This is a genomic window from Sorangium sp. So ce117 (genome assembly GCF_051524395.1).
GTDB classification, from domain to species: Bacteria; Myxococcota_A; Polyangia; order Polyangiales; family Polyangiaceae; genus Sorangium; species Sorangium cellulosum_B.
In genome coordinates this window covers 12,629,127-12,652,121 of sequence record NZ_CP150309.1, presented here as the reverse complement: position 1 = coordinate 12,652,121, position 22,995 = coordinate 12,629,127, and the positions used below count along the sequence as shown (strand labels likewise).

Annotated in this window: 16 protein-coding genes; 9 read left to right on the top strand and 7 right to left on the bottom strand. The window is 71.5% G+C overall.

The features are described from left to right. Positions 1–39: 39 nt before the first annotated feature. A complete protein-coding gene (locus WMF46_RS47515) occupies positions 40–1,917 on the bottom strand; it encodes a sigma 54-interacting transcriptional regulator (protein ID WP_437983300.1) in 1,878 nt (625 codons plus the stop codon). A gap of 562 nt (positions 1,918–2,479) precedes the next feature. On the opposite strand from WMF46_RS47515, the gene WMF46_RS47510 reads away from it, so the two are divergent. Continuing rightward, on the top strand, positions 2,480–3,121 hold the full coding sequence (locus tag WMF46_RS47510; RefSeq protein ID WP_437983299.1) for a mannan-binding protein: 642 nt from the start codon (positions 2,480–2,482) through the stop codon (positions 3,119–3,121). Between the two features lie 212 nt (positions 3,122–3,333). On the opposite strand, the gene WMF46_RS47505 is transcribed toward WMF46_RS47510, so the two are convergent. Further along, positions 3,334–4,176: a Uma2 family endonuclease gene (locus tag WMF46_RS47505; protein ID WP_437983298.1), complete on the bottom strand. Its 843-nt coding sequence runs from the start codon at positions 4,174–4,176 to the stop codon at positions 3,334–3,336. A 441-nt stretch (positions 4,177–4,617) separates the two neighbouring features. Here WMF46_RS47505 and WMF46_RS47500 point away from each other — a divergent pair, with 441 nt between their 5' ends. Both WMF46_RS47500 and WMF46_RS47495 read left to right on the top strand, forming a co-directional pair. Beyond that, positions 4,618–6,423 (top strand): hypothetical protein, encoded by a 1,806-nt coding sequence (locus WMF46_RS47500; protein WP_437983297.1) that lies wholly within the window; start codon positions 4,618–4,620, stop codon positions 6,421–6,423. Between the two features lie 437 nt (positions 6,424–6,860). Next, a complete protein-coding gene (locus WMF46_RS47495; RefSeq protein WP_437983296.1) occupies positions 6,861–9,146 on the top strand; it encodes a beta-propeller domain-containing protein in 2,286 nt (761 codons plus the stop codon). Between the two features lie 64 nt (positions 9,147–9,210). On the opposite strand, the gene WMF46_RS47490 is transcribed toward WMF46_RS47495, so the two are convergent. Next, complete coding sequence (locus tag WMF46_RS47490) at positions 9,211–9,939, bottom strand: glutathione S-transferase C-terminal domain-containing protein (RefSeq protein WP_437983295.1); 729 nt, start codon at positions 9,937–9,939, stop codon at positions 9,211–9,213. An 85-nt stretch (positions 9,940–10,024) separates the two neighbouring features. On the opposite strand from WMF46_RS47490, the gene WMF46_RS47485 reads away from it, so the two are divergent. Next, positions 10,025–10,753, top strand: a complete 729-nt coding sequence (locus tag WMF46_RS47485; RefSeq protein ID WP_437983294.1) for a helix-turn-helix transcriptional regulator — start codon at positions 10,025–10,027, stop codon at positions 10,751–10,753. A gap of 122 nt (positions 10,754–10,875) precedes the next feature. Here WMF46_RS47485 and WMF46_RS47480 read toward each other — a convergent pair whose 3' ends face one another. Beyond that, positions 10,876–12,078: an RCC1 domain-containing protein gene (locus WMF46_RS47480; protein WP_437983293.1), complete on the bottom strand. Its 1,203-nt coding sequence runs from the start codon at positions 12,076–12,078 to the stop codon at positions 10,876–10,878. Between the two features lie 432 nt (positions 12,079–12,510). Here WMF46_RS47480 and WMF46_RS47475 point away from each other — a divergent pair, with 432 nt between their 5' ends. From WMF46_RS47475 to WMF46_RS47465, 3 genes are all read left to right on the top strand, one after another. Then, the gene (locus WMF46_RS47475; RefSeq protein WP_437983292.1) at positions 12,511–14,136 is read left to right on the top strand and encodes a hypothetical protein; all 1,626 of its coding nucleotides are present in this window, start codon (positions 12,511–12,513) and stop codon (positions 14,134–14,136) included. Positions 14,137–14,383: 247 nt separating this feature from the next. Further along, on the top strand, positions 14,384–14,779 hold the full coding sequence (locus tag WMF46_RS47470; RefSeq protein WP_437983291.1) for a hypothetical protein: 396 nt from the start codon (positions 14,384–14,386) through the stop codon (positions 14,777–14,779). Continuing rightward, on the top strand, positions 14,776–18,735 hold the full coding sequence (locus WMF46_RS47465) for a beta strand repeat-containing protein (protein ID WP_437983290.1): 3,960 nt from the start codon (positions 14,776–14,778) through the stop codon (positions 18,733–18,735). The genes WMF46_RS47470 and WMF46_RS47465 overlap by 4 nt, the downstream gene beginning before the upstream one ends. Positions 18,736–18,833: 98 nt before the next feature. On the opposite strand, the gene WMF46_RS47460 is transcribed toward WMF46_RS47465, so the two are convergent. Continuing rightward, positions 18,834–19,565 carry a helix-turn-helix transcriptional regulator gene (locus WMF46_RS47460; RefSeq protein WP_437988015.1) on the bottom strand — a complete coding sequence of 244 codons (732 nt, stop codon included), beginning with the start codon at positions 19,563–19,565 and terminating at the stop codon, positions 18,834–18,836. Here WMF46_RS47460 and WMF46_RS47455 point away from each other — a divergent pair. Beyond that, a complete protein-coding gene (locus WMF46_RS47455; RefSeq protein ID WP_437988014.1) occupies positions 19,483–20,172 on the top strand; it encodes an SDR family oxidoreductase in 690 nt (229 codons plus the stop codon). The two genes, WMF46_RS47460 and WMF46_RS47455, sit on opposite strands and share 83 nt — an antisense overlap. Before the next feature lie 54 nt (positions 20,173–20,226). On the opposite strand, the gene WMF46_RS47450 is transcribed toward WMF46_RS47455, so the two are convergent. Next, entirely contained in the window at positions 20,227–21,015 is a 789-nt protein-coding gene (locus tag WMF46_RS47450) for a Uma2 family endonuclease (RefSeq protein WP_437983289.1), read from the bottom strand. 215 nt (positions 21,016–21,230) lie between these two features. Here WMF46_RS47450 and WMF46_RS47445 point away from each other — a divergent pair, with 215 nt between their 5' ends. Further along, positions 21,231–22,016: an HAD family hydrolase gene (locus tag WMF46_RS47445; protein WP_437983288.1), complete on the top strand. Its 786-nt coding sequence runs from the start codon at positions 21,231–21,233 to the stop codon at positions 22,014–22,016. A gap of 13 nt (positions 22,017–22,029) precedes the next feature. On the opposite strand, the gene WMF46_RS47440 is transcribed toward WMF46_RS47445, so the two are convergent. Beyond that, complete coding sequence (locus WMF46_RS47440) at positions 22,030–22,971, bottom strand: hypothetical protein (RefSeq protein WP_437983287.1); 942 nt, start codon at positions 22,969–22,971, stop codon at positions 22,030–22,032. Positions 22,972–22,995: the final 24 nt, after the last annotated feature.

The following is a 22,995-nucleotide window of genomic DNA, read 5'->3' as shown; positions in this document are numbered from 1 at the left end:
AGCTTCGAGACGCGGGGGCCCGTCGACAGCAGCCCTGCATCAGCGAGGAGAGGGCCGCTTCACACCCAGGACCTTCATGCGGTAGGACAGCGTGCGCACCGGGATCCCCAGCCGCCGCGCGGCCTCGGTCCGGTTCCAGCCCGCGGTTTCGAGCATGTCCTGGAGCAGCTTGGCCTCATACTGCTGCACCTTCCCCCGGACCTGCCCGCCCTCGGGGGGCGCCTCCTTCGCGGCGGACGGCGTGCGGCCGAACACGGCCACGTCGGGCGGAGCGCGGCCGAGCTCCGCGTCCGTCCCCAGGTCCGAGGGGCGCTCGGACTCGCCGCGCGCCGCCGCCGCGCGCACCCTCGGGGGCAGATCCTCGAGGCCGACGAGCGCGCCGGGCGTCACCACCACCGCGCGTTCGATCACGTTGCGCAGCTCGCGCACGTTGCCAGGCCACGCGTACGCGCAGAGCAGGGCGAGCGCGTCCGGGGTGATGCCCTCGACACGCCGTCCGTTGGCCGCGCTGGCCGCGCGCAAGAAATGCCGCGCGAGCGGCTCGATCTCGTCCTTTCGATCGCGCAGCGGCGGGATGTCGATGACGACGCCGCCCAGCCGATAATACAGATCGGCCCGGAACGCGCCCGACGCGGCCATCGCCTCGAGATCCCGGTGCGTCGCCGCGACGACGCGCACGTCGACCTCGATCTCGCGGCTCGATCCGACGCGGCTGAACGACCCCGACTCGAGCACGCGGAGCAGCGCGGCCTGGGCCGGCGGCGGCAGCTCGCCGATCTCGTCCAGGAACACCGTGCCGCCGTCGGCCTCCTCGAACACGCCCTTCTGCTGCTGCAGCGCGCCGGTGAACGCCCCGCGCTCGTGGCCGAACAAGGTGCTCTCCACGAGGTCCTTCGGGATCGCCCCGCAGTTGACGCGCACCACGCGCTGCCCCTTGCGCGGGCCGCCCTCGTGGATCATCCGCGCGACGACCTCCTTGCCGGTCCCCGTCTCGCCGTGAAGGATGACCGGGATGCGCGAGGCGCCCACGCGCCTCACCGTCTCGATGACCTCGCGCATCTGCTGGCCGGCGATGATCCCCCCTTCCTCCGGCTCCTCGCGCGCGAGCACCGAGGTCGCGGCCGGGCCGCACGCCACCGGGCGCTCGGGCGAGGCGTGGCGGGCAGCCTCGCGCGCGGCCGCGAAGACCTCGTCCGCGGTGCTTCCGGCGTCCGGGTAGAGGGCGAGGCCGACGAGGAGCCGGGCGTCGCTGCCCACGAAGGAGGCAGCGATGGCCTGCGCGGTGCGGCGCGCCTCCTCGGCGCCGGCCTCTGGCAGGAGCACATGGGCAGCGCAGGTGCCGTAGAGCGCCACACGATGGACGGGCTGAAGACAGGCGCGCGCGGCGTGGATCCAGCCCTCTGCCGTGACCGCCGCGCTCATGCGCACGTGGAGCAGGGCGAACGGACGGCGAAAATGTCGGGCGCGCGTCAGCTCGTCCTCCACGCGGCGCAAGAGCTTCTCCTCTCCCTCGATATCGAGGGACTCGCCCCCGGCGCCGAACGCCTGCACCCGCAGCGCGACGCTGCCGAGCACGACCTCATCCCCTATCGCGATCCCGGCGCGGGATACGCGGCGGCCGTCGAGGAACGTGCCGTTCTTGGATCCCAGGTCATCGACCCACACCCGCCCGCGCGAGAGGAGGAAGCGGGCGTGCTCCCGCGACAGGGTACGATCGTCGATGCAGAGCGCGGCAGGCGCGGCGCGCCCCAGGACAAGCGGCGTGTCGGGCGAGAGCAATCGTCTCTCCGTCTTTCCGGCGTGATGCCAGACGAGCGCGATGCCCAGCGCCGCGGTCTGCTGAATGGCAGAGATCGACCTCCCCGTCAGGGTCCAGGTCTTCGCCGCGTCGTCCTGCACCGACTTGCCTGACCGCATGCGCTCCGCCTCGCTGGTCTCTATATCAGGCTCCTTCGGGAGCTCCAAGCGCCACCACGGACCTCGCCGCTCACGAGTCTCAGCCGCGCCGCTGCTGCTCGTGTCGCCAGGTCGCAGCAGGCGGCCGATCCGTCTCCATTTCCACTTCCATTGCGCGCAAGCATTCACCGGCGCGCCGGGTCATGCACGGTGAGCCAGGGACCGAGGGCTCTGGCCGGCTCACGTGCCGGGCGGAGCGACGATCTGGACGAAGGCCGCGGTCGCCGGAAGGACACCGCTGTTACGTTCGGCTCATCCTTGCCGGCAACCTCTTGCCGGGCAACTCGCGACGGCGATCTCTCGCGGGCAAGATCTTGCCGAGGCGGCCGTCGGCGGGCGCGCCGCGCCCCCGGAAACGCGCGGATGCCGCTCGCATTTGCCCGCTGACATAGAGGGCCTGGCGCTTCCGAGGAGAGCGCGCCCTGGTGGCACACAGGCTGCAAACAACCGAAACCAGAAGCTGACGGGCGGCGAACATCGCGGCCCGAGACATCCACCAGACAGCCCACTCCAGGAGCCGACCATGAACACGAAACACATCCTCTCCGGACTCTTCACCTCCAGCGCGCTCGGCATCATGTTCATCGCGGGTTGCAGCGTACCGATGGACGAAGGCGACTCCGAGCAGGCGTTCTCCGACGAGGAGACCGTCGAGGAGGCGTCGCAGGCGCTCGGCCCCGCGTGCGTCGCCAAGAACCTCGCGCTGGAGGCCGGGCCGATCTGGAACACCAGCGATGCCCAGACCAAGTGCCCGAACGTCTGCAATCCGCAGAACATGAACTGGAACGGGCAGTGGTGGACCACCGTTCCGGGCGCGATGTCGGTCTGCGAATGCAGCCCGCGCCCCGCCGCCGTCGTGCAGGCCGGCCCCATCTGGAGCAACACCCACGCTCAGACGCAGTGTCCGAACACCTGCGCCGCGTACAGCAGCGCGACGAAGTGGAACGGGCAATGGTGGACGACCGTCCCGGGCCAGATGTCCGTCTGCGAGTGCGCGTTCACCCCGCCGGCCACGGTGTCGCTCGAGGCCGGGCCCATCTGGAGCAGCGCCGACGCCCCCAGCAAGTGCCCGGCCGCCTGCGGCACGGGCCGCGCCTGGAATGGGCAGTGGAGCACGACCGTCGCGGGCCAGATGTCCGTCTGCGGCTGCGCTTGCACGCCCTGACGTCACGGCGACCCGCTCGTGAGCGCGCTGGCGCAGCCGGGTCGCGGCGCTGAGGCATCCCCTCGAACTCTTCGGAAAATTCACAGGGAGGCAGGGAGACGGGGAGGAAAATCCTCAAATACTCCCTGTCTCCTCGCCTCCCTGTTCAATTTCTCCGCTGAAAATGGCTGTAAACCAAGGGGATTCCTTAGGTCCCGGCGAGCGCACCGCGCTCACCTCCGGGTCACGCGGGCCTCCAGGTCGCGCACCCGCGCCTCGAGCTCGCGGACCCGCGCCTCGGCGGCGGCGCGGGCGCGCTGCTCCGCGGCGCGGGCGCGCTGCTCCAGGGCGCGCGCCTCGCCCTCGGAGCGGAGGGCCTCCTCCTCGGCAGGCACGAGATCCGTCGCGCGGGAGCTCCGCGCGACGCGCAACGTCGGGTGCGGGCCGTCCTTCAACACGACGAGGTGCGCGTCGAGCGCCTCGATCCAGACGGGATCGCCGCTGCCGTGGACCCGCAGGTAAGTGCCGTCCGCGTCCCGCCGGTACAGCTGGAGAGGCACCCGCTCCTCCGCGAGCGGCGCGCGGGCGGCAGCCGCCTCGGGATCGAAGAGCAGGAGTTCGGGACAGCCGAGCTGCCAGTACTTCGCCGGCGCATCCTCGTAAATACGGTGCCAGTCGCCCGCGACCACCTCCAGCGCGAACCGCGGCGGACGATGGCCCGGCAGCCAGGTCTGCCACTGCCGCGGGATGGGCGGCGACGGGCGATGATCGAGGACGTAGAGGTCTGGCAGGACGCGCACGAGCGGCTCGCCCCGCACCCACGCGAAGAGATGCCCGGTACCAGCGTACAAGTCGGCCCAGCCACGCTCGCGCGCGAGCTGCGCGATCACCGACAGCAGCAGGCGGACGACCTCGGACCGCTCGGCCTTGTCAGGACGCTCCGCGTCATCGGGCAGGTGCCAGCCGGACCAGTCGATCGCGGCGCCGGCCTCTTCCGGCGACAGATCGCGGAGCACGAGCGCGCGGGGAGGACGCCGAGGGGTGAGCGGGAACCCGATGCGATTCGGCGATGCCACGCGAGGAAACTAGCACCCCGACAGGCCCCGCGGGGCAGCAGAGACAACGGACGCAACCGACGCAACGGACGCAACCGCGGCAACAAGGCCACGCGACGCGCCCCTGCCGGGCGCTTGACAGCGACAAGGGTCCATGTCCTCCTACCCGCTCGAACCTTTCTTCACATCATCGGCAACGGCGGCAGCCTCGCGCTGAGCGATCTCGCGATCCGCTGCTGGTACACCCCGGGGCCCGGCGCGACGAACCAGCAGCACCGTGACCACGTAGCCATCGCGTCAGCCCGGGTTCGGGCGCGTCGCGCAAGCGTCCGGGATCAACGCCGGCCGCGGCCTCGAGATCACGGCTGCACCTCACGGTGCGCTGGTCCGGGAGCGCCGAGCCTCGAGCGCGCGCACGGAGGAACCTGGATGAGAACCTTGCATCAACGGATTGGGACTCTGGTGATCGGCTCTGCCTGCGCGATCGCCTGCTCGGCAGGCGCGGATCGGCCCCCGCAGCAGGTCCAGGGAACCGGCGGCTCGGGCGGCATCCCGGACGACATCGGCGGCGGAACGGGGAACATCTTCGACGTGGGCAGCGGCGGCCCCGTGGAGCCGCCTCCCTGCGAGGTGTGCGAGGACTTTCCTGCGGCCCCGGTGCTCGACGACAGCGGGACGCCGCCGCCGGCGAACGCGGCCGAGCTCTTCGGCGCCCCGGGCAGCGGCGGGACAGGCGGCCCGTGCCTCGCCGAGCCGGAGATCGGGGCGCTCTACCCGAACAACTGGCTGCGGCCCAGGTTCCGCTGGATCGCGCCGCAGGGACAGGACCTGTTCGAGATCCGCGTGCACGCCGACAGGGAGAAGAACGACCTGGTCGTCTACACGACGAACCGAGAATGGAAGATGCCCAAGGACATGTGGGAGAAGCTGGCCGCGCACGTCCGCGGCGAGCCGATCACCATCACGATCCGCTCCGTGTCGACGAGCGCGCCGGGCGCGCCGCTCGTGGGCTCCTCCGGACCGATCACCATCGCGCCGGCGCCGGCGGGCGGCAGCATGGTGTACTGGGCGGCGATCGGCGAAGGGCCCGCGGACGCCTGGCTGGCAGGGTTCGGCGTGGGCGAGGAGGGCGTCGTCGACGCGCTGAAGGTCGACCAGGTGCAGCAGGGCGGCCGGCGCGACGAGAACGGCAACGTGAGGGGCGACGGCAAGGCGCGGTGCATCGGGTGCCATTCGTCGACGCCCGACGGCGAGGCCGTCATGTTCATGGACCACTGGCCGTGGGATCTCGCCATCGCGTCCGTGAAGGAAGACTCGGTGGGAGCGGTCCCCGCCTATGTGACGCCCGGCGGCTCGGAGGCCATGAACCAGGCCTGGCTCGGGCCACCCAAGATGTCGCCCGCGCATTTCTCCCCTGGAGACCGGATCTTCATCACCTCCTATGGCCGGGACAAGGGCACCGTCTGGGATGGCCAGTCGCACACCAGCATGCCGAACGCGCGCCTCGCATGGTTCGACCTGGAGTCGCCCGCGCCGACCTACGCCGAGGGGACCAACGCCACGATGGCCAAGACCGAGATGGCGGCCGCGGAAGGCACCGCCTTCGGCTTCATCGAGCGCGAGGGCGACCCGCGCGGGGCGATGATGCCGGACTGGAGCAACAACGGCCAGACCATCGTCTACGTGTCGACCGACACCGGCAAGGACGGGCGCCTCGCCGCAGGCGCCGGCGATCTCTACACCGTGCCTTACAACAACAGGCAGGGCGGCGCGGCCACGCCCCTGCCCGGCGCCGCAGAGGCGAATTTCAACGAGTACTACCCGGCGTTCGCCCCCGACGACCAGCTGATCGCGTTCAACAGGACGCCTGGTCCGGGGGAGATGTACTATAACCCCAACTCCGATATTCACGTCATCCCTGCGGCCGGCGGCACGCCGACGCGGCTCGCGGCCAACGACCCGCCCGCGTGCCTCGGCGTCACGAGCCCTGGAATCCACAACAGCTGGCCTCAATGGTCGCCCGAGGCCACCACCGTCGACGGCAAGACCTATTACTGGGTCATCTTCTCGTCGTCGCGCGACGGCTACACGCTCCAGAAGACCCCGAGCAAGAAGGCTTCGCAGCTCTACGTGACCGGCGTGGTCGTGGAGGGCACGACGGTGCACACGTATCCGGCCATCTACCTCTGGAACCAGGATCCAGGCACGAGCAACCACACGCCCGCATGGGACGTGTTCAAGATCCCTCCGGCGCCCGTCCCCCTCTGATCCAGCGCCAGACTCACACGTTTCAGAGCGCTCACCCCACAAGGTGTGCTGCCCGGGTCCCATGAACGTCGGCGCCATCCCGTACCGACGCAAATCAACAGTCCCACCATCCCGGCTGGCACACGTGTGCCAAGCGGCCTGCGGCCAGTGCTTGCATGTCGTGCTCTCGGCGGCGCTGCCCGAGCGGCGCGCGAGAGAAGCGCGGTGAACCGAGCGAGCGGGCGGCTGGCGCGGGCCTTGCGAACGCGTCAGGCACCATGCGAACCCACCGCACCCATTCCTCCCTTTGGCTTCTCCTGGCAACAGGCCTCCTCGCTGTCGGATGCGAGACGGCATCAACGCCTGGCGAGCCTGTCGACTCTCAGCAGGCGGCGCTCCACCGGGCTCAGTCCTGCGGCGACCTCGAAGCGCTGCTGAAGCAGGACGCGCTCGCCAAGATGAACGCCCAGATCGACGCCACGATCGCGAGCTACTCGGCGTACGGCTACCCCCGCGGCGCCCCCGTCGGCGGCGTCGACAACGGCAGCGTCGGCGTCCCTGGAGGGGCCCAGGATCCCACGGACACGCCCGCCCCGGTGCCGCCCACAGCAGACGACGGGGGAACCGGCCAGGAGACCTCGGGGGACGACAGCGGCAGCGGCGCCGACCCTGCCCACTCCGAGACGAACACCCAGGTCGCCGGCGTCGATGAGGCGGATATCATCAAGACCGACGGCAACAACATCTACGTGCTCCACGGCCAGAGCTTCTACACCCTGACGGCGTGGCCGGCCTCGTCGCTCGCGGTGGGCAGCTCGCTCGCGATCGAGGGGTCGCCCCTCGAGATGTTCGTGGCAGACGACAAGGTCGTCGTCTATTCGTCGGTCAACGGGGCCGCGATCTACGAGCAGGCGGGCGTCACGCCGCGGCCGGGGTATTACGACTACCTGCTCATCAACACCATGGTCGGCGGCGGCGTCGCGCCGACGCCTGGAGACCCCAGCGGGCCGAGCGAGGCGCCGGGGACCCCCGCCGACGGCGGAGACGCGAGGCCGCTGCCGCCGGATGACGCCGAGCCACCTTCCGGCGGCGACACGCCGTCGGAGGACGACGCGCCCCCCGACGCCGACACGCCCCCCGACGCCGACGCGCCGGCGCCCCCGCCTCCGGACGGCGGCGGGGTCGATGAGCCGCCGCCCGACGTGCCCGGCTCGGGCGGCGTCTGGGCCCCGCTCACGAAGATCACCGTCCTGAGCCTCGCCGGCGGCGCCCCCAGCGTGGTCAAGGAGGTCTACTTCGAGGGAGGCTACAGCTCGGCGCGGCGCACCGGCCCGAACGTGCGCACGGTGCTGACCGGCGGCGCCCACGGCCCGGCGCTCCACTACTGGCCCTCAGGCCTGACCGAGTACCCCGAGACCGCCGAGGCGTGGACCGCGGCGTTCGAGCAGCTCCGCACCGAGAACGCGGCGATCATCGAGGACGCCGCGCTCTCGACGTGGCTGCCGTACCGCTTCGAGAAGCAGGGAGAGGCGGTCACGCTGCTCGACGCGAGCTGCTCGGACTTCTATGTTCCGGAGGCCGGCACGACGTCGTACGGCCTGACGCAGATCGAGTCGATCGACCTCGCCGACCTCGCCGCGGCGCCGGAGTCGACCTCGATCGTCGGCGCGACCGACACCGTGTACGCGAGCCACGACGCCCTCTACGTCGCCGCGCGCTCCTGGCAGGAGCAGGCGGCGCCCGGCGAGATCTTCGTCGGCACGAACCTCACCCATCTGCACAAGTTCGATCTGATCGCCGACCCGAGCCAGCCCGGGTACGTCGCGTCAGGCTCGGTGCCCGGCCACATCATCAACCAGTTCTCGCTCGATGAGCACAACGGCAAGCTCCGCGTCTCGACGACCTCGCAAGAGCCGGCGGAGGAGGAGCCCAGGTGGACGACCAGCAACAACGTGTTCGTCCTCGAGGCGCAAGGGACCGAGCTCGCGCAGATCGGCGCCGTCACCGATCTCGCCCCCGGAGAGACCATCCAGTCGACCCGGTTCGTCGGGGATCGCGGCTATGTCGTGACGTTCCGCCGGGTCGATCCGCTGTTCGTGATCGATCTCGCGGACCCGGCGTCCCCCTCCGTCGCGGGTGAGCTCAAGATCCCCGGCTTCAGCGAGTACATGCACCCGCTCGACGACGGTCACCTCCTGACGATCGGCAGGGATGGCGAGGAGGACGGCACGGTGACCGGCCTTGCTCTCCAGATCTTCGACGTCACGAACGCGTCGGCGCCCGCGCTCCTGCACAAGGAGGCGCTCGACGGGGCGGAGTACATGCACTCCGAGGCCGAGTACAACCACAAGGCGTTCACGTACTACGGCGCGCTCGGCGTGCTCGCCTTCCCGCTCGTGAGCTTCGATGGGCAGACCGGCGCGATGTCGAGCACGCTGGAGCTGTTCAACGTCGATATCGAGGACGGGTTCAGCCGGCTCGGCGCTGTCGACCACAGCGGCTTCTTCAGCAGCGTGCCGTCGGGGTGCTATTACGGCGGGGCCGCCGTGCAGCGCGGCCTGTTCATCGAGGACTACGTCTACTCGTACTCCCAGGGCGGCGTGCTCGTGAACGCGCTCGACGACCTCGCGACGCCGGTGGCGTCGCTGCCGCTGCCCACCCCGGACTCGGTCGGGTACGCGTGCGCCAGCGCCGGCGACGTCGCGGAGCCCGCGCCGGCGCCCGCTCCCACCCCCGAGGAGTAGCGCCAACCAGCCCGCGATCGGCCGCAGCGCCGCCGCCCCGTCCGGGCCGGCGGCGCTGCGCCGCTCAGGCGCCCGGCCGCGCCGCCTCCCACGGGTGATCCGGGTAGAACTCCTTCATGAGCCGCGCGGTGTACGCGGTGAGGTTCGCGAACCCCTCGGCCCTGCGCCGCAGCGGCGAGTCGAAGAACGGCGTGAGCAGGCCCGCCAGCGCCGCGAAGGCCGTCGCGTCGACGCCCGCCGGGCGCGCTCCGAAGAGGTACGGCTTGTCCCCGAGCAGCGCGGAGAGCGCGGCCAGCGAGCGCGCGCCGAGCTCGGCGACCTCGTCGTTCGCGTGGCGCGCGGGGCCGACCGCGCGGAGCGCCTCGCGGACGCGCGCGACGAGCTCCTCGCGCAGCTTCGGGCGCACCTCCTCCGGCGCGCCGTTGACGAAATTCGCCGGGCCCTTCGCGAAGTTCTCCGGGATGAGCCAGCGGGAGTGCACCATGGTCGGCGTGAGGCTGTTCTCGATCATGCGCTCGATGGCCCACGCCTCGGCGCGCTGCCGGGCGTCGAGGCCCGCGTCGAGATCCTTGCCGTGCTTCTTCTCGAGGTGCTCGCGGATGAAGTGCGAGTCGGCGATGCGCGCGCCTCCCTCGTCGATGAAGGGGAGCTGCCCCTTCGGCGACTGATCGGGCCGCGCGCGCTCCTTCGTGTAGGGCAGGCCCAGCAGCTTGAGCTGGACCTCGGTCTTGGTGACGTAGGGGCTGGCGTCGGGCAGGCCGAACATGGGGCCGAAGCTGTGGAGCGTGATCATGTGCAATCTCCGAGCGGTTGTGGGTGCGCCGTGGACTGCGCTTGATGTAGCCCCGCCCTGCTGACAACCTGGTGTCAGCATCCCCGTGCGACGCGCCGATCGCCTGTTCCAGATCCTGCAGATCCTGCGCCGGCAGCGGGCGCCGATCACGGCGGCGGCCCTGGCCGAGGAGCTCGAGACGTCGAAGCGCACCGTGTACCGCGACATCGCGGATCTCCTGGCCCAGCGCGTCCCGATCCGCGGCGAGGCCGGCACGGGGTACGTGCTCGATCGCGGCTTCGACATGCCGCCGCTGATGCTGACGCCCGACGAGATCGAGGTCGCGGTCCTCGGCGCGCAGTGGGTCGCCCAGCGCGGGGACGTCGCCCTGCAGCGGGCGGCGAAGGACCTCATCGCGAAGATCGCCGCGGCGGTCCCCGAGCGGCTGCGGCCCTTCGTGTTCGAGCCGGCGACGGGCGCGCCGGTCGGGGGGGTCCAGGCGCCCGACACGCTCAACCTGGCCGAGGTGCGGGCGTCGATCCGCGCCGGCACGAAGATCGCGCTTCGCTACCGCGACGAGACGGGGAGCGAGAGCGAGCGCGTCGTGTGGCCCGTGATCGTGGGCTATCTCGAGTCGACGCGGCTCCTCGCGGCGTGGTGCGAGCTCCGCCAGGACTTCCGCCACTTCCGCACGGACCGCGTGACAGGTGCAAGGTTCCTCGACGAGCGCTACGCCGAGAAGCCGAGCGCCCTCCGCGCGCGGTGGCTCGCGCACATGCGCGCGCGCGGCGAGCTGCGAGAGCGCGCCGGCGCGACCTCGGCCAAGGCGCGCTAGATCGGCGTGTCAGCAATCCCGCCAGAAATCATAGCGATTTCCGAATCTTCCGGCTGTTTTGCCACCGAGAGCACCGCAACCTGCGGTCGGGTCGCTTCAATGCGTCGGCTGGAGCGCTGAGGCTACGGCCCGAACACGACGATATCGCGCCCGGCGGGCGTGGACCAGCAGGCGATCTCGCCGCTCGCGAGGGCGGCGCAGGCGTCGTCGTAGATGACGCCGACGACGCCGACGGAGACGTAAACGGCTTCCGGGATGTCGATCTCCTGCGGTGTTGTCCCCCAGCAGACGACCTTGCCGCCCTGCCGGAGCGCGCAGGTCTCTCGGCTTCCGGCGCTCACCTGGATGGCATCGTCGAGCCCGAGCACCTCGACCGGCTCGCTGCGCGGCTCGCTGGTGCCGTCGCCCAGCTGACTCTGCTCGTTGTTGCCCCAGCAGAGGACCTTGCCCGATGCGAGGCGGGCGCAGTCGTGATTCCAGCCGGCCGTGATCTCGACGGCGCCCTCGATGCCCTCGACGCGCACGGGCGTCGCCGCCGCCCCACCGGTGGTGAGCGCGCCCCAGCACACCACCTCTCCGGTGGCTCGCAGCGCGCAGGTGTGCTCGAAGCTGATCACGACCTGCACTGCGTCGTCGAGGCCGGTGACGGTGACCGGGACCGCCGTCTGCTCGACGCCCTCGACGCCGAGCAGCGGCACGTACGTCGACTTGCCCCAGCAGATGACGTTGCCCGAGCCGAGGAGGCCGCAGATGTGGTGCTCACCCGAGGCGAGCTGGACGACCCCCTCGACATCCGGAAGCACGACGGGCACCGCGCTGCGCTTCCCAAGGGGAACGGCCTGCCCAAGCTGCCCGAAGTTCACGCCCTGGCAGGCGACGCGCCCATCAGCGTGGAGGAAGCACATATGCAAGGACGAGCCAGACGCAGCAACGACATCGTCGAGGCCCTCGACCGGGGCGACGGCGGCCAGGCGCTCGTTCAGCAGGGGTCCGCCCCACCAGCAGGAGACCTTTCCGGAGGCGGAGACGGCGCACTTCGGTGCGCCCTCTGCGATGCGCACGGCGCAGTCTGCGGCGGAGCACGAGGGCGCCGGCGCCAGGCCGGTAGATGCGCCGGTCGAGCTGGTCGAGGAAGCGTCCTCGCCATTGGCACCGGCGCCGCCGGTCCCCGTGACGGCAGATCCGCCGCCGGTCCCCGTGACGGCAGGTCCGCCGCCGGTGCCGCCCGAGGTGTCGTACGGGGCGAGCTCGACAGAGCCGCAGGCGGCGAGGGAGGCGGGGAGAGCAACGACATAGAGGAAAGGGGCGACGATGGATCGTGGCATAGGATCCTCCGTCCGGCGGAGATGTCCGCCGGACGGAGGAACTATGGGAGCAGGCAGCGGGGGTGCTCCTTAATGATGCCTTAAAGCGATGCCGGTCGGCCAGGACTGCCGCTGGCTACCAGCGATCACGCAAGCGCTCCGGACTGCCAGGCGCCATCGGGAGCGCATCCTTTCGACACGACGCCTCCGGACGAGCGCCTGCAGAGCCTGCGGGCGCTGTCGAGCGGCAAGGCTTCGGCAGCGAGTCGACGCGAGCGGAGGGCTCGACGTTCGGTCCAAGCTTGCTCATGCCTCCGGTGCCACCGGCAGCCCGAACAGCGAGAAATTGAGACGCCAGCTCACGGTGAGCCGGCGCTCGCCCCAGTTCGACCACGTCGGGCGTGGACGATTTTGCTTGATTCGAAGAGTTGTTGTTCGTCTTGTGCCCCTCACATGGCGATCTGGACCAACGGAACCGACTTCGTGCTCTGCACGCGCTGGGGGATCGCGCGATCGAGCGGGGGCCGGGATCGCAAGCAGACGGTGCTGCGTTTTCCCACGAAGGGGCTGCGGCGCGACGAGGATCCGCCGGAGCTCGTCTCGTTCGTGGTCCTCGATGCCGATGGCCGGCGGGCGCTCGTGCTGCGCGAAGGCGGCTCGCCCTCGATCTGGACACACGATGATGACGGCGGCGCCCTCACGCCCTGCGAAGCAGGCGAGATCCTCGGGCTCGCCGCGTCACCGGGTGGACCGATGGTCGCGCTCGCGGTCGATCGAACGCCCGGATCGGGAGCGCGACTCCGGCTGCGCGCGGCCCGCCTCGACGGCGCGCGCCTCGACCTCGGAGACGACATCGCCATTCCCGAGGCGCCCCGGCTCGCGTGGCGCTCATCGCTGTTCAAGGAGGGTAGCAGGTGGCCCGAGGAGCCGAATGAGGAAGACGACGACGAGCCCGAAGATCCGCCCTTCGATCCACGGCTCCTCGGCGTCGAGATCCAGGGCGCGGGCGGCGCCTGCTGGCGCGGGACCGTGCGGCTGTCGGCAAGCCGCTTCGGCATCGGCGTGACCTCGACCTACAGCGGGCTCGTCGCGGTGCTCGATCCGCGCACCTTGGCGTGTCGCCTCGCGGTCCGCTCTCCCGCGGAGCGCGAGCAATTCGACATCTTCGTCCTTCCGATGCCGGAGGGCGCGCTCGTGACACTCGTAGCCAATTATCGACATACCGAGTTTGTCTACGTCGACACGTCCGGCGCGGTGCGCGGGCATCGTCACCAGTTTGGCAAGGATCTGGCGTGGGGCGCGGATTCGCCGGGGCTCGCGTGGGACGAGCGAACCGTGCTGGTGAGCCAATCGCTGGGCGAAGAGCAGATTCAGTCGCTCACCCTGCCCGCGCTCGAGGCGAGCCGGTTCGGCGAGGATACAGGAGGTCTGATCGACGCCGGCTCCAGCGCCGACGGCGCGGCTCACTTCACCGCTCGCACGCACCACAGTTACAAGCGTCCGCACAACTGGCACCTTTCGCGCTGGACGCGCCACGGGGCGCGCTACCGCGCGAGCGAGATCGAGATGCCTGATTTCCGGCCGGTGGAGCCGCCGGCGCCCGCCTCCCCCGCGGCGAAGCGGGCCGAGGGAGCACCGGCGCTGGGCGCGGTCGCGGACTCCGCGACACCGTGGCGCGCGCGCGTCGGCGCCGAAGCGGTGCTGCGGGTGCGCGTCGAGAATTGCGGCGGACCGGCGCGCGGGCTCTTCGTGGAGATCGGCGGAGCCGCGCTCGCCGATGGGATGGTGAGCGCGCTGGCGGTGGCCATCGAGGGGAGCGCGGTCGTCGCGTTCACGCGGGAGGAAGCGGCGGCGCGCGCCGAGCTGCCGGAGGCTGTTCTGGAAGCGGGCTTCATGCCCGCGGCGTCAAAAGGCGCCTCCGCGGCGCTCCGTCCGCAACCGGCGATCGTGATCGAGCTCCGGGTGCGCGCGGAGCGGGCAGGCCAGGGGCTCTTGAGCGTGCGCGTGGGGCCGCGAGGAGCGACGGGGACGGCGGGATCGGCGATGGTGGGACGGTCGTTCACCGTCGAGGTGGGGTGAAAGCCATACCGCGGTTTAAGCAAGGATTGAACGGGGAGGCGGCTCGTCGCGCGGAACACGACGCGCTCGTCGGAGACGCGGCGCGATACCCACTCTGCTTCGGGCAGGCTCGAAAGCGGCGCCGCGTGGCCCAGCCACGGTCCCGTCTTCGGATCGGAAGCGCGCGCGAGGTGCCCCTCCGCCGTGCCGCGCCTTGACAGGCAACGCGGTCTGTCCTCCCATCTCTCCAGGTGAAAGAGGGGCGACCATGATCACCATCCGTGCCGAGCAGATAGCCGTCTTCCAGCGCGACCTAGCGGAGCGCTTCAAAGATCGGATCCTCGCCCACATACGCCACGCCTGGCCCGAGGATTACGAAGCGCTCGGCGAGCCCGGGGCGCGTCGTTTGATCGACGAGGGCATCACCCGCGCGGCCCGCTATGGGATCACGCTGGATTACGACGTGGTGCGCTACATCAACACCATGATCTGTCTCAGCCCCTGCTTCGACGAGGACCCGAACCGCCCCTGGGCTCGCGCGATCCTTGGGGACGCGTCGCTGGGCTCGCGCGAGAAGACGGATCTTCTCTGCCTCCGCGCCGAGATGGAGCCCGAGGCCGCTTGTGCCCCTCTCCCGGGCGTCGAGGACGGAGGCGAGCGATGATCGGCAGCCCTCAGCGCCCCGACGGGGAGCCGCCGCTGAAGAGGCAGCGGACGAAATACAGCACCGCGAACTCCCTGGCTCAGCAGTCCTTCTCCGGCTCCACCAGCTCGGGGAGCGGCCCCATCGTCTTCTGCTCGTCCGTGCCCGCGCCGGTGCTCGTCCCAGGGATCACCGTCAACCCCACCAACCTCCAGTTCGGCAACGTCGAGCGCGGGCACGCCTCGCTGGGGCAAACCGTGACGATCACCAGCACAGGCACGGCGAACCTCGTGCTCGGGGGCATCGCGCTGAATGGCGGCGATCACGCCCACTTCGCGACGGGCCATGACGCAGCCTCGAACCAGACGCTGCCGCCCGGCGCCTCCGCGACCATCGCCGTGGCCTTCATCCCCACCGCGGCGGGGGCCAAGGCCAGCTCGCTCCGCATCCCGTCCAACGCCCCCGCGTCGCCCACCCTGGTCGCGCTCGCCGGGACGGGCGTCGAGATCCCAGCCATCACCGTCAACCCCACCAACCTCCAGTTCGGCAACGTCGAGCGCGGATACGCCTCGCTGGGGCAGACCGTGACGATCACCAGCTCGGGCACGGCGAACCTCGTGCTCGGGGGCATCGCGCTGAATGGCGGCGATCACACCCACTTCGCGACGGCCCACGACACAGCCTCGAACCAGACGCTGCCGCCCGGCGCCTCCGCGACCATCGACGTGGCCTTCATCCCCACCGCGGCGGGGGCCAAGGCCAGCTCGCTCCGCATCCCGTCCAACGCCCCCGCCTCGCCCACTCCGGTCGCGCTCGCCGGGACGGGCGTCGAGGTCCCAGCCATCACCGTCAACCCCACCAACCTCCAGTTCGGCAACGTCGAGCGCGGATACGCCTCGCTGGGGCAGACCGTGACGATCACCAGCTCGGGCACGGCGAACCTCGTGCTCGGGGGCATCGCGCTGAATGGCGGCGATCACGCCCACTTCGCGACGGGCCATGACGCAGCCTCGAACCAGACGCTGCCGCCCGGCGCCTCCGCGACCATCGACGTGGCCTTCATCCCCACCGCGGCGGGGGCCAAGGCCAGCTCGCTCCGCATCCCGTCCAACGCCCCCGCGTCGCCCACTCCGGTCGCGCTCGCCGGGACAGGCATCGAGATCCCAGCCATCACCGTCAACCCCACCAACCTCCAGTTCGGCAACGTCGAGCGCGGGCACGCCTCAGCGGGGCAAACCGTGACGATCACCAGCTCGGGCACGGCGAACCTCGTGCTCGGGGGCATCGCGCTGCATGGCGGCGATCACGCCCACTTCGCGACGGCCCACGACACAGCCTCGAACCAAACGCTGCCGCCCAGCGCCTCCGCGACCATCCATGTGGCCTTCGTCCCAACCGCGGCGGGGGCCAAGGTCAGCTCGCTCCGCATCCCGTCCAACGCCCCCGCCTCGCCCACTCCGGTCGCGCTCGCCGGGACGGGCGTCGAGATCCCAGCCATCACCGTCAACCCCACCAACCTCCAGTTCGGCAACGTCGAGCGCGGGCACGCCTCGCCGGGGCAGACCGTGACGATCACCAGCTCGGGCACGGCCAACCTCGTGCTCGGGGGCATCGCGCTGAATGGCGGCGATCACGCCCACTTCGCGACGGACCACGACGCCGCCTCCAACCAGACGCTGCCGCCCGGCGCCTCCGCGACCATCGACGTGGCCTTCGCCCCCACCGCGGCGGGGGCCAAGGCGAGCTCGCTCCGCATCCCGTCCAACGCCCCCGCCTCGCCCACCCCGGTCGCGCTCGCCGGGACGGGCATCGAGATCCCTGCCATCACCGTCAACCCCACCAACCTCCAGTTCGGCAACGTCGAGCGCGGATACGCCTCGCTGGGGCAGACCGTGACGATCACCAGCTCGGGCACGGCGAACCTCGTGCTCGGGGGCATCGCGCTGAATGGCGGCGATCACACCCACTTCGCGACGGCCCACGACACAGCCTCGAACCAAACGCTGCCGCCCGGCGCCTCCGCGACCATCGACGTGGCCTTCATCCCCACCGCGGCGGGGGCCAAGGCCAGCTCGCTCCGCATCCCGTCCAACGCCCCCGCCTCGCCCACTCCGGTCGCGCTCGCCGGGACAGGCATCGAGATCCCAGCCATCACCGTCAACCCCACCAACCTCCAGTTCGGCAACGTCGAGCGCGGGCACGCCTCGCCGGGGCAGACCGTGACGATCACCAGCTCGGGCACGGCCAACCTCGTGCTCGGGGGCATCGCGCTGAATGGCGGCGATCACGCCCACTTCGCGACGGACCACGACGCCGCCTCCAACCAGACGCTGCCGCCCGGCGCCTCCGCGACCATCGCCGTGGCCTTCATCCCCACCGCGGCGGGGGCCAAGGCCAGCTCGCTCCGCATCCCGTCCAACGCCCCCGCCTCGCCCACCCTGGTCGCGCTCGCCGGGACGGGCGTCGAGATCCCAGCCATCACCGTCAACCCCACCAACCTCCAGTTCGGCAACGTCGAGCGCGGATACGCCTCGCTGGGGCAGACCGTGACGATCACCAGCTCGGGCACGGCCAACCTCGTGCTCGGGGGCATCGCGCTGAATGGCGGCGATCACGCCCACTTCTCGACGGGCCATGACGCAGCCTCGAACCAGACGCTGCCGCCCGGCGCCTCCGCGACCATCGACGTGGCCTTCATCCCCACCGCGGCGGGGGCCAAGGCCAGCTCGCTCCGCATCCCGTCCAACGCCCCCGCCTCGCCCACTCCGGTCGCGCTCGCCGGGACAGGCATCGAGATCCCAGCCATCACCGTCAACCCCACCAACCTCCAGTTCGGCAACGTCGAGCGCGGGCACGCCTCGCCGGGGCAGACCGTGACGATCACCAGCTCGGGCACGGCCAACCTCGTGCTCGGGGGCATCGCGCTGAATGGCGGCGATCACGCCCACTTCTCGACGGACCACGACGCCGCCTCCAACCAGACGCTGCCGCCCGGCGCCTCCGCGACCATCGACGTGGCCTTCGCCCCCACCGCGGCGGGGGCCAAGGCGAGCTCGCTCCGCATCCCGTCCAACGCCCCCGCCTCGCCCACCCCGGTCGCGCTCGCCGGGACGGGCATCGAGATCCCTGCCATCACCGTCAGCCATGGCAACGTCGCCTTCGGCTCGTTCCGGCACGGCCAGCCGTCGCCGGCCACCACGCTCACGATCACGAGCAGCGGCACCGCACCCCTCCAGATCCAGAACATCCAGCTCCAGGGCGCGGACCCCGGCGAGTTCCGGATCCAGAACGATCAGGCGTCGGGCCAGACGATCGCCGTGGGGAACACGCGCACGGTCGACGTCGTCTTCGAGTCGACCTCGACCGACGCCAAGGCTGCCACGCTGGTCATCACCTCGAACGCCCCCACCTCGCCCACGTCCGTCCCCCTCACGGGGACGGGGACGGAGCTCATCACGGTCCACACCCGGCAGCAGTACGCCAACTCGTGCTGGGCGTGCTGCACCCGGGTCGTCAACGCGTACTACGACGCCACGCTCGCCCTGGGGAATCGCATGAACTTCGGCAACGACCGGGCGCTGAGCGACCACCTGGGCTTCCACCACAATCAGATGCGCAACGTGCAGGATGCGCTCGATCATGCGGATATCAAGCTCTACTCCGGCCAGGACGACGCCTCGAACATCCCCACCTTGCAAGAGATCCGGGACGCAGTGGTCAGGGATCAACAGCCCCTCATCGTCTGCGTCACCCAGCGGCAGGTCGCCCCCGGCGTCAACATCGTGGCTGCCGACCTGGGGCACTACGTCGTCATCGTGGGTGTCACGCGCGGCGGCGACGTGCGCGTCATGGACCCGGACCAGATGAACAACGCACTCGTGACCGTCCCGTACCACCCCACGGAGTACGGGCACCGCCCGCACGGGTACCCGGTGCGGTACTGGGGGGCCACCTATTACACCGAAGACGCCATCTGACTCTCCCGCTCGATCGCGCGGATCGCCGATGTGCGGCCTCGAACAGTCGAACCCAAGACGCTCTCCCTGGCTGGCGCAGCTGGATCAGCGCGCCCCATTCATCCGCTGTCAGCCCCGCACAGCGCCGCGAGGCGGCGCTCGTCCTCGGGTCCGCCCGCCGCGCGCGCCGTGTAGTAGACGAGCTGCTGGCGGCTCGACGTCGTCGAGGCGAGCGTGTGCCACTCGAGCACGAGCGGCCCGGCGCCGCCGGCGTCGCGGCCACCCGCGCCCTCGGCCTCGACGCGGAAGGCCTTCGTGCCGCTCACCTTGGCGCGGACCTCGTGGCGCGCCCAGATCGCCCGGAACGCCTCGCTCGTCTCGAGCAGCTCGGCGACGAGCGCGTCGAACTCCGGATCTCCCACGTGCGAGCTCGCGCTGAAGCGGAAGGCGGCCACGACCTCCCGCTCGATCACGCCGATCTCCGCGTAGCGCGCGCGGTAGGCCGCATGGCGGAAGGTCATCCAGAGCAGGTTGCGCCTTCGCGGAGAGACGTCGCCGAAGTCCACGAGCAGGCGGCGCGCGGCGCCGTTCCACGCGAGCACGTCGAACCGGGGGCTGAAGACGAGCGCCGGGACGCGCATCGCCTCGAGCGCGCGCGCCACCGCCGGCTCGGCCCTCTCCTGGCGCGCCGCGGCCCGCGCGGGCTCGGGCCGCGCCAGGTAGAACAGGTGACCTCGCTCGTCGTCGTCGAGCTTCAGCACGCGCGCGATCGCCTCGAGCGTCTCGCGCGACGGGTTCACGTCACGCCCTTGCTCGAGCCAAGACCGCCTCGATTCGCTGGCCGAGGGCATCCGCGCCGCGGGCGGGCGCGCGCTGGCGCTCGCGGTCGACGCCAGGGACAGGACCGCCGTCGCCGACGCCGCGCGGTCGATCGCCGCCGAGCTCGGCGCCGTCGACCTCGTGATCAACAACGCCGGCGTCATGTTGCCGTCCGGCGTCGAGGAGCACCGGATCGCCGATTTCGAGCAGATGATCGACGTCAACCTCACCGGCGCGATGCGGGTCGTCGACGCGTTCATCGATCCGCTGCTCGCGGCCGCGAAGCGGGGCGGCCCGTCGGACCTCATCAACATCTCGTCGATCGGCGCGCACGGCGTCTTTCCGACGTTCGCCGTGTACTGCGCCACCAAGGCCGCCGTCACCCACCTCTCGCGCAACCTGCGCGCCGAGCTCGGACCGAAGCACATCCGTGTCTCGGTCATCGAGCCTGGGTTCGTCAACACGGAGCTCCAGAGTCACATGACCGACGAGGCCGCCAAGGCGTGGATCGCCGAGGCGAGGCAGCAGATCACGTGGCTCACGGCGGACGATCTGGCGAGCACGATCGCCTTCACGGCCGGCCTCCCGCGGCACGTCAACCTGGCGCACGTCACCATCATGCCGACCCAGCAGGTGTGACCGGCGCCTCCTCGCGACCGGAGACGCTCGCCGCGCCGTGACGCGCGCCATGCGTTACCCCTGATCCAGCTGCTCCAGCTCGCGCACGCGCGCCTCCAGCTCGCGCACGCGCGCCTCGGCCGCCTCCCTCGCGCGGGCCTCGATCGCCGCGGCCTCCTCCTGGGTGGGCACGAGCTCGCCCTTGCCGCCGGTGCGCGTGAGGCGGAGCCGGGACTCGGCCCCGCTGCCGATCACGCAGAGCCAGCTGTCGAGCGCGGGGCTCCAGACGCGCCCGGCGCCGGCGTACACGCGGACATACGCGCCGTCGGCGTCGCGCCGGTAGGCCTGGAGCGCCACGCGCCCAGCCGGCGGCCGGTGCGTGGCGGCCAGCGGATCGAAGATCGCGAGCTCGGGGCAGCCGAGCTGGCAGTACTTGAGCGGGACGTCCTCGTAGGCCTTCTGCCAGTCGGTCGCCACGATCTCCAGGGCGAACCGCGGGGGCCGGTGTCCGGGCAGCCAGGTCTGCCACTGCTTGGGCAGCGGCGGCGCGGGGCGGTGATCGAGGAAGTAGACGTCCGGCGAGACGCGCACGAGCGGCTCCTCGCGCACCCAGGCGAAGAACCGATCCGTGCCGGCGTGGTGGTCGGTCCAGCCGCGCTCGCGCGCCAGCTGCGCGATCGAGGAGAGGAGCAGGCGGGAGATCTCGTCGTGCTCGCCCCACGCGCCGATGCCGTCCGCGTCGTCCAGGTACCAGTCCGACCAGTCGATTGTCGCGCGGAGCTCCTCGGGCTCCGGGTCGCGGACGACGAGCGCTCGCGGCAGGCGCGTCGCAGGGGGAGCGGCTCCGGAACGGGCAGGCAGCACGAGCCCACACGGTAGCACCCCGAGCGGAGCGGCGGGAGCCACAGGCGGGCGCGACCGCGCGCGGCAGTCGGCCGTTGCGCGCCGTAGGGCGGAGCCGGAGGGGGGCGGCGCAGCGCCGCGGGCGGCTGTCGCCGGCGCGCTCCGACGGACCGCGCGCCGCGTCGCCGAGGCGCCGTGGGGCTCCCGATCCGGCGCGCCGGCGCCATGTCGGCGGCATGCGTTCTCTCGGGGGAGTGCTCTTCGACGTGGATGGGGTGGTTGTCGACTCGCCGCATGAGCGCGCCTGGCAGGAGGCGCTCGAGGCGCTGATGGCGACCGAGTGGCGCGCGATCGCGCCCGAGACGCGCTACGCGCCCGAGCGGTTCACGACGGCCGTCTACCAGAGCGAGGTCGCCGGCAAGGCGCGCGAGAGCGGCGCGCGCGCGGCGCTCGACTACTTCGGCGTGCCCGACGCGGCGGAGCGCGCCGGGGTCTACGCCGAGCGCAAGCAGGCGGTGCTGCTCCGGAAGATCGCGGCGGGGAAGTTCGTCGTATTCCCTGACGCGACGCGGCTGATCCTGGAGCTCAAGGCGCGCGGCGTGCTCCTCGCGGCGGCGTCGTCGTCCAGGAACGCCAGCGAGCTCCTCCGCAGGATCCGCGTCGACGCCTTCGTCGAGCACCAGAACCCCCGCCGCGCGCCGGTCTCCCTGGGCACGACGCTGCTCGACCTGTTCGACGCCGACCTCTGCGGCGTCGCGGTGGCGCGCGGAAAGCCGGCGCCGGACCTGTTCCTGGCCGCCGCGCGGGCGCTCGGCGTCCCGCCGCCGCGCTGCCTCGTGATCGAGGACGCCCCCTCCGGGGTGCAGGCCGCGAAGGCGGCCGGGATGACCTCGATCGGCGTGGCGCGGCTCGCCGACGAGGCGCTGCTGGCGGCCGCGGGGGCGGATCGCGTCGTGACGACGCTCGACCAGCTCGATCCGGACGCGCTGGTCGACGGGCGGATCGCGGCGCGCGCGGCGTGAGGGTGGCGCCCCCTCAGCCGCCCTGCTTGCGGACGATCGCCAGGCTCCAGATCTCCCCGGCGCTCGTCCCGACCCACAGCGTCGGCGACCCCTTGCCCGCGACCGCGAGCACCGCCGGCTCGCCGCGGGCGCCGAGCGTGACGCTCGCCGTCGGCGCGAGCGGCGCGCCGGTGGCGGCCTCGATGGCGGCGCCGTCGAACAGCGCGACGCGGCCGTCCGCGAAGGCGGCGAAGAGACTCGACTCGAGGACGGCGACGTCGGCGACGGGATCGGCGAACGTGAGCATCTTGGCCGCGAGCTTGCCGGACGACCTCACGACCGCGCAGAGCGCGCTCGCGCCGCGCTTGTACACCGCCGTCAGCTTCGGGCCACCGCGCACGCGATCGAGGTTCTGGGCCGCGCGCGGCAGCGAGGCGCGGAGCGTCGGGCCCGGCTCGGGCGTCGCGCCAGGGTGGACGCGGAGCTCGCCGCCCTCCCCCGCGCCGTCCATCACCACGTGCGCCTCGGTCTCGGTCAGGTCGAACGCCCGCGCGGAGCCGCGCACCGCGAACGTGCGGCCGTTCACCTCGGTCTTGTCGAGCTTGAGCTCCGTCGCGCTGCCGTCCCAGCCGAGCGCGAGCGCCGTCTCGCCCGACGGCCGCGTGGCGAGCTGCCGCGCGTCCCGGCCGACCTGATCGAGCTTCGGGCCGTGCGTGATGCCGAGCAGCGCCCACACCGCGTCGTCGCCGCTCCGCACCACGGCGACGTCCTTCGACAGGAGCGCCACGTCGTGCGCCGAGGACAGCGACAGGTTCGTCGTCTTCGCGCCGGAGCCGCCGATCGGACAGACGCCGAGGCGCACCGGATCGGTCGAGATCATCGCGACGAGCCCGGGGCTCGCGAGGACCGCGGCGCCTCGGATCTCCGCGTCCAGGCCGTGCACCTTGCGGGGGGAGCTCAGATTGCTGAAGGGCATGGCCGGCTAGGATACCGGTTCTCG